The sequence below is a fragment of the Wolbachia endosymbiont of Wuchereria bancrofti genome (assembly GCF_002204235.2).
Classification (GTDB): domain Bacteria; phylum Pseudomonadota; class Alphaproteobacteria; order Rickettsiales; family Anaplasmataceae; genus Wolbachia.
In genome coordinates, this window is the sequence record NZ_NJBR02000058.1 from 1 (window position 1) to 7,731 (window position 7,731).

Annotated in this window: 5 protein-coding genes; 2 read left to right on the plus strand and 3 right to left on the minus strand. The window is 33.2% G+C overall.

The window, feature by feature from the left end; translation table 11 throughout:
• Positions 1-121 precede the first annotated feature (121 nt).
• The 3 genes from CCY16_RS06690 to prfB form a co-directional block, all read right to left on the minus strand.
• Positions 122-253 (minus strand): hypothetical protein, encoded by a 132-nt coding sequence (locus tag CCY16_RS06690; RefSeq protein WP_281250509.1) that lies wholly within the window; start codon positions 251-253, stop codon positions 122-124.
• Between the two features lie 654 nt (positions 254-907).
• Positions 908-2,128 (minus strand): ankyrin repeat domain-containing protein, encoded by a 1,221-nt coding sequence (locus CCY16_RS03155; RefSeq protein ID WP_088414894.1) that lies wholly within the window; start codon positions 2,126-2,128, stop codon positions 908-910.
• A gap of 531 nt (positions 2,129-2,659) precedes the next feature.
• Positions 2,660-3,764, minus strand: a protein-coding gene (prfB, locus tag CCY16_RS03160) for a peptide chain release factor 2 (protein ID WP_143696906.1) whose coding sequence is annotated in 2 segments (ribosomal slippage) — positions 2,660-3,688 and positions 3,690-3,764 — 1,104 coding nt in all. Because the reading frame shifts where the segments join, the coding sequence is not laid out codon by codon here.
• A gap of 154 nt (positions 3,765-3,918) precedes the next feature.
• Here prfB and mgtE point away from each other — a divergent pair.
• Together mgtE and CCY16_RS03170 are read left to right on the plus strand one after the other, a co-directional pair.
• Positions 3,919-5,289 (plus strand): magnesium transporter, encoded by a 1,371-nt coding sequence (gene mgtE, locus CCY16_RS03165; RefSeq protein WP_088414898.1) that lies wholly within the window; start codon positions 3,919-3,921, stop codon positions 5,287-5,289.
• 174 nt (positions 5,290-5,463) lie between these two features.
• Positions 5,464-6,480, plus strand: coding sequence for a substrate-binding domain-containing protein (locus CCY16_RS03170; RefSeq protein WP_088414900.1), 1,017 nt, complete (start codon positions 5,464-5,466; stop codon positions 6,478-6,480).
• Positions 6,481-7,731: the final 1,251 nt, after the last annotated feature.

Genomic DNA, 7,731 nt, shown 5'->3' on the forward strand with positions numbered 1-7,731 from the left:
CACTGATATAAGCGATGTATTGCTAACAGTTTTACCGTTAAGCACAGGAAATTTATACTATAAAATGCAATGACTCACCTAAGCAGGAACAAAACTAAATAGAAACAGATATTAAGACTGACTATGAAGCATTTAAAGAAAAGTTTTGCTTGGCAATAGCAATTCCTACATCATTGAATAATAGTGCTAAACCAACTAATTTTGGGAAAAATTTAATTAATGCTTTTTTGCTTATTCCAATTATCGTACCCACTGCTGTAACAATAGCATCGATTGTGTGTGTCTACCTTTTTTTGGATGCTGTCAGTATTAAAGAGGGCAATTCTAAGTTAGCTAAAACAGCAAAAATTGTAGCAAAATCTTCATCTATATTGTTGCTGCTATGGTTTTAGTTCCGCGTATTATATCAAATCTGAAGTTGATAAATTATAGGGCAACAGAATGACGCAGATTAGGATCAATCAGATATAAAAGTAATATCTCAAGAGATGAAAGATAAACGAGTTATAGATCAGACTGTTATAGCAAGGATTGTAAATGATGATATAAAGGACAGTAAAGGGGTGATATGAACCAACCGCAAATGACCAAAGTGTTGCTATAAAGGAATCATTGCTGGAAATCTCCCTGATCAAACAGAAGGTTTTGCTTCTAGCTTTGGCTTGCAAGTGTGGCCTTGTTAAAGAGGGTGGTATAGACTTGTAATGTGGTTTTAATGAATGCACTGGAGCTAACAAGGAGCAAGCAATGAAACTTTTGAGAGAAAGTGAACTCTTGCATAAATTTTGCTCTTTGACAATGGTGGCATATTGTCCATAGAGCAACACAGCGGCACACAAAAAAGATAGAATATAACTCTAGAGACAAGCTTTTAGTAATAGTGAGGCTTTATAACTATATGCTCAAGTTAAGAAGGTGCTTTCTGCATATTTTCATCTACTTGTACTGCTTTCATTTCATCTATTTTAGTACTAGGTTCTAATATTTTAGCCGTAGCACAAGACACCGCCCATGCTGCCGCTGCAACTATAACTACTGTTCCTATTATAGGATATGGACCGCATGCGATTGTTTCAGTTACAAAAAGCGTTGTTGCTGTAGCAGTACCAAATAATATTGTTAAACCAAAAACAACAAAAGACACTTTACTCTGTTGGTCAAGTCGCTTCATCCTCTCTTCAGACCAAAGTGATTTCACACGCCGAATTATATAGTGACTTTTGTTAAAATCGCTCGGAATTTTACTATCATTATTCTTTGACAAAAGATCTGCTCTTTTTCCTATTAAAGTCTTAATTACCCCTTCACAGCTACATCGAGTAGCCATATGTAAAGGATTACACTTACCTTTATCTATTGCATTAACATTTGCTCCCGCTCCTATTAAAGTTTTTACTGTCTCTGCACCGTCAGCAAAATGTAAAGGAGTTATTCCATATTTATCTGCTGCACGAACATCTGCTCCTGCTTCTACTAGGACTTTTACTATCTCTTTACGACAGAACTGAGTAGCTATATGTGAAGGAGTGCGTTTATCTTCATTTGCTGCATTAACATTTGCTCCTGCTCCTATTAGAGTTTGTACTATCTCTTTATGGCCACATCGAGCAGCAAAGTGTAAAGGAGTGCATTTATCTTTATCTTCTGCATTAACATTTGCTCCTGCTCTTATCAGAGCTCCTATCATCATTTTTCCGATTAGAACTCCTATTTCCCCTTTACAACCAAATTGAACAGCTGTGTACAAAGGAGTCTTTCCATTTTCATCTTCTACATTGACATCTGCTTTTACTCCTAACAGACTATTCACTATACCAATATGACCCTTCTCAACAGCCAAATGTAAAGAAGTATGTTTATCTTTGTCCACTGCATTAACATCAATTCCTCCTACCCCAAATAAAGCATTCACCACATTTTTTAGATTATTGTGAACAGCTAAATGCAATAATCCATATTTTACTGCAAATAAGTGATTTACATCAAAATTAGTTTCCTTCCACTCTTCATATGTACTTGAATCTAGTGCTTTTAACTTCTCTTTTATTTTTACAATTACGTTATCTTTACTTAAATCTGTTTCCTTATCGATTGCACTTAATATTTCTTTCCACTGTTCATATTCCATTGTCACCCCTTTTTAAATAATGTTTTAATTATCGTAGATTACGGCAAAAAAAGTCAATTCATTTTTTTGAGAGGAAAGCTTGAAACTCTGTCGTTGGTGAATTGTTACGCTACTTGAATGAATGGAAGATAAGCATCATGATAAAATTAGTTAAATTTTTAACTAAATAAAAAAAGGCAAAAGAAACCCTGGTTAATATCTATTTAAAAACATTGGCGTTTTTTTATGTTTTAAATACTTAATAATCGCGACTCAGTTGTTTTTTATTGCAACTAACCTTTAGTCATAAATGTTTTAGAAATTTACTAGGCAAAAAAAAGGCAAAAGATATACCGTGGTAGATAGTATTTACTCTCTAATCCTGCAAATTAGCATATTATACTGTTCTAAACGCTTTATAAGTATAAGCGAGTTTTAACTTATATAGGTAAAAACCTAGAAATGTTGTGAAGACATAAGGTACATATAGTGCAAAAAATTAAATATAAGATGCTAACTATATAATACTTTGTCATTATCTAGGTAAAATTCCTAATTTTTATTAGTGAGCACATTAACTATGAAACAGTCTATATTGCCATCAAAGATGGAATTTATGTTCCCCACTTCATATCCGGTTCTTAAATCCTTTACCATTTGATACGGATGCATAACGTATGACCTGATTTGATTGCCCCAGCCTATGCCGCATTTTTTGCCGTACTCTTCAGCCATTTTCTGCTCTTTTTTCTCCAGTTCAATTTGGTATAAACGCCCTTTAAGTAATTTTAATGCCTCATTTTTATTCTGATGCTGAGAACGGTTATTTTGGCACTGAACTATAACACCTGTTGGAATATGTGTAACACGCACCGCACTTTCAGTTTTGTTCACGTGCTGGCCGCCTGCCCCTGAAGCGCGGTAAGTGTCAATCTTTAGAGTTCCCTCATCCACAGCAATATCAATTGAATCCTCTATCACTGGAGTCACTCCTATGCTTGCAAAACTGGTATGACGTTTACTGTTTGCATCAAATGGTGATATTCTAACAAGTCTGTGAATGCCGCTTTCGCTTTTTGCCCATCCGTATGCCTTCTCTCCGATGATTTTTATTGTTGCAGATTTTATACCAATTGAGTCTCCTTCTAATTTTTCTACAACTTCAACTTTAAAATTGTGATAAATCTCTGCCCACCTTATATACATGCGCATCAATATTTCAGCCCAATCATTGCTCTCTGTTCCACCAGCCCCTGAGTGGATTTCTAAGAAGCAATCATTATTATCCGCTTCATCAGTAAATAGGAAATTTGTTTCTTTACGCTTGATTAATTTCTCTAGTTTTACTAATTCATTTTCAACTTCAGAGAAAAACTCTTCATCGTTTTCATCAATAGCAGATTTCATTAAACTGATAGCATCATTATAATCACTTTCTAGCTTTGAAAACGACTCTACATCATTCTTAATTTTAGAATATTCTTTTAAAACTTCTTGTGCCTTTTGGTTGTCTTGCCATAGGCTACCATCCACAGTCTGAGACTCCAACTTTTCGAGGCGCAATTTTAGTTTTTCTACGTCAAAGACACCTCCTGATAACAGAAATACTTTTATCTAAGTTCTGAAAATACTCAAGGATCTCTAGATAAGCTTTCATTATGCTTTAGATTTTAATATATTTATTATTAACAGCAATAACAGTACACAAAATAGAAATTTAACCATATAATAGTTAATTTAAAACAATCTTATTATACTCTAATGTTTAAAGGAATCAAGCATATACGTTTGTTAGAAAATAAGGTAAAATAATGAGTGTTGAGACAAAATTTCACTATGATTTAGATAAAAAGGCTATTGATAGCTTGATAGAGTCACTCAATAATCAGAAACTAGAAAACATTCATAATATTATAAAAACAATAGATAGCGTTCAGCTAGCCTATTTTTTATCCACCTCAATCAGTGATCACAGAGAGCAGTTAGTTAGTGTCCTCGATCAATATTCATTAAGTAATGCTCTAGTGCATGTAGTACCAGACTTACAAGTGGAGATCATAGAAACATTGGGAATAGAAAATGCGGCAAAGTTACTAACACTCCTCGATGTGGAAGATATAGTAGCCATAGTGAAAGATTTGGACAGAAAATCCATAGAAAACATACTTAAATACCTGCCCAACGAAACTCAAAAATCAGTAGAGGAATTATTATCGTATCCAGAGGAAAGTGCAGGAAGATTGATACATAAAGATATGGTTATAGCTCCATATTATTGGACGATAAACCAATTAACAGAATTTTTGCGCAGTTATAAAAAAATACCAGAAAAATTTCATCAGATCTTTATTATTGACTCAAAATTAGAGCCTATAGGTAGTGTTAATTTGAACAAGGTAATATCTCACTCAGGAGAAACAATAATAAAAGAGATAATGAGTCAAGACATAAAGATTATTAAAACCGGAGTAGATCAAGAGGAAGTAGCAAGAGTATTTAAAGATTATTCTCTATTATCAGCTCCAGTAGTAAATAAGCGTGGTAAAATCATTGGTGTGATCTTGATTGAGGATGTAATAAAAGTTGTTCAACAAGAAACAGAAGAAGATGTACTCAAAATAAGTGGTGTGTCGTCTAAAGCCGATATAAATGCTCCTATACATAAAACTATAATTCAAAGGCTACCCTGGTTATTATTTAATCTCTTAGCTGCAACAATATGTTCTGTAGTAGTTGGCTTCTTCGATGATATAATAAAAAGTTTTGTAGTGCTACCAATAGTTATGCCAATAATTACATCAATGAGTGGAAACGCTGGATCCCAAACAGTAACGCTAACCATTAGGGCAATTGCAACAAAATATTTGACTGAGCAAAATGCAAACAGAATACTGATAAAAGAATTTTTCATAGGTCTTATAAATGGGATAATTTTATCTACTATTTCATTGATAGTATTGGCAATAAGATTTCATAGTTTCAAAGTAGAGATAATTTTTGTGGCTTCTATGGTTATGATGTCAATCATTGCAACGTTTATCGGAACTTTCATTCCTATAATGCTTCACCGTTTAAAATCTGATCCTGCAGTTTCTTCTTCAATTCTAACATCAGCAACAACTGATATTCTTTCAGCTCTTATATTTCTCGGTTTAGCTACGCTCTTTTTATTAAATAGCTGAAAAGATTACGCTATAAAAATCCTGCTCCAACTTTTGTGTTTCTTTCACACCTAACCCTTCAAAGGACTACAGTATTTTTTCCAATGAATTATCAGTCGTTAAGAGAAAATTAAGGCTTTTCAGTTTGGTCTTTTTATTATAATAACTATAGGTTTATGTTCTTAATTGAAAACAATGTTTAGAAGCTTTCTCTTAATTTTTGTATTTACAGTACTTATCCCACTGTCAAATGCTAATGCAAGGAAATATGTCAGAATTGTTGGGTCTTCAACCGTTTTTCCTTTTATCTCATTTATAGCTGAGGACTTTAATCGTATGTTCTCCTTTAAGACTCCGGTTGTAGAATCAATAGGAAGCGGGCCGGGATTTAAAATGTTTTGTTCAGGAATAGGAGAAAATACGCCAGATATTGCCACTTCATCTCGTCCTATAAAAGAGGCAGAAATAGAGCTATGTAAAAGGAATAAAGTTAATGAAGTAGTAGAGGTCATTATTGGCTATGATGGAATTGTCGTTGCAAATTCAAATCAAAGCCATAAATTTGATTTTACAAAAAAGGATTTATTCGAAACTTTATCTGCATATTCTCAAGAGAATGGTAAGCTAGTAAAAAATAACAAGAAGTTTTGGTCTGATGTAAATCAAACCTTACCAAAAACGGGAATTGAAATTTATGGTCCACATCAGAATACAGGCACATACGAAACTTTGGTTAATTTTATTATGATTGATCAATACTCATGCATGAATTCAAGGATTTTTAAAGAAAGTTACAAGGATCCAGAAGAAAGAAGGAAAGCATGCAGTAATATAAGAGATGATGGAAAGTATATAGAAGTTGGAATCAATGAGAACATAGTAATACAAAAATTGAAAAGTAACAAGAATGCCTTAGGAATATTTAGTTTCAGCTTTTTAATAAGGAACCAAGATAAGATACAAGGGAGCACGATTGCAGGAATTGAGCCAACTTATGAAAATATATCATCGGGAAAATATATATTAGCAAGGCCTCTATACCTTTACATAAAGAAAGAACACTTAAATACCGTTGATGGACTAAGAGAATTCATTAGAGAAGTTATAGATTCAATCAGTACTGAAGGTGGATACCTATCCAGGCTCGGTCTGATTCCACTTTCGAATGAAGATATAAAGAGAGTTTTAGCAAAAGTTCATGATATAGTGTAATACCTTTTGTTCTAGAAAATCATCAGCACTTGTAAACTTTGTGTTCAATTGCATTTATTGTTAGGATACTCCTATTACTGCTTAGCTTAACGATGGTTATTCCTGCTATTACTAATAAGTATCTGGGCTACTAATGGAAAACTTCTGGCTAGGTTTATAACTACTTGCACATCTGGCGCAAAATTTTTATTTTATTAGGTAATTTAAGTAGATTGTATGAAATGCCAGTAGTTTTGCGATTACCAACTGTACCTAGATTGCTTTCTTTCTGTTTGGAGCTACTCTATTTTATCTTGATAATCTGAGCAGCTATGCCGATTCATTGTTTGAAATGATATCTGGTATTACAACTACAGGAGCAACTGTATTTAATGATGTTGATAGACATTTCGTCCTAATTATTATAGGAATTGAGTTTTTTCCTATATTTAAAGTTCTGAGCCTAAACAATCTACTCTATTCTGAATACTTAAAAATGCTATAAAGAGAAGGTTACCGAACGCACGCAAAGTGTAAGTGATTCATGCTATACGACAATATATTATGGCCTAATTTTACTATGTCTGCTATATTAACTGGTAGGTTTGCTAATTATAACTATTCCATAGGGTACTATAATGATCCCTTACTAGAAGTCATAACAATTATTTTTATGATTTGAATTGTCTACCTCTTTCTAAGCTATTTAAAGATCATAAGGCGGTTAGACATTTGTCATGACGAACAGGCTTCCTATTTTATTGAGGTAGCTATTGTTTCATCTTTATTCACTTGCTCTTGGTTATATAAAAATGTTGATTTAGAAGTATCATTATCATTTAGATGCAGCACATTTACCATCACCTCTTTTATTACATCAACTGGCTATACAACTTGTAATTATGTAGGTTGGGCTTTACTTTAGTCTTAGTTTTTTTTCTAACCTTTGTTGGTGGATGCAGTGTCTCTGCCCCAGTGATAGCATAAAAATCTTCCATTTGATCGTTTTTCTAAGGTCTATAGAAAACCGGTTTCGCCTTTTATTAAACCATGATATAAGCGATATAGTGAAATTTGATGGTGAAACTTCCTAGAAAGTGATGAGGTTCACTCTGTCTTTACATTTTTTACAATTTATATATTAATATTCACTATCTTATCAGTAGTGATGTCTTAACTTAAGTAATACAGACTTTATAGCCAGCATTAGCTCAGCCTATACAACACTCACAAACTCTGGCCCAGAATTCAGTAACTTAATAGAAAGTTCAA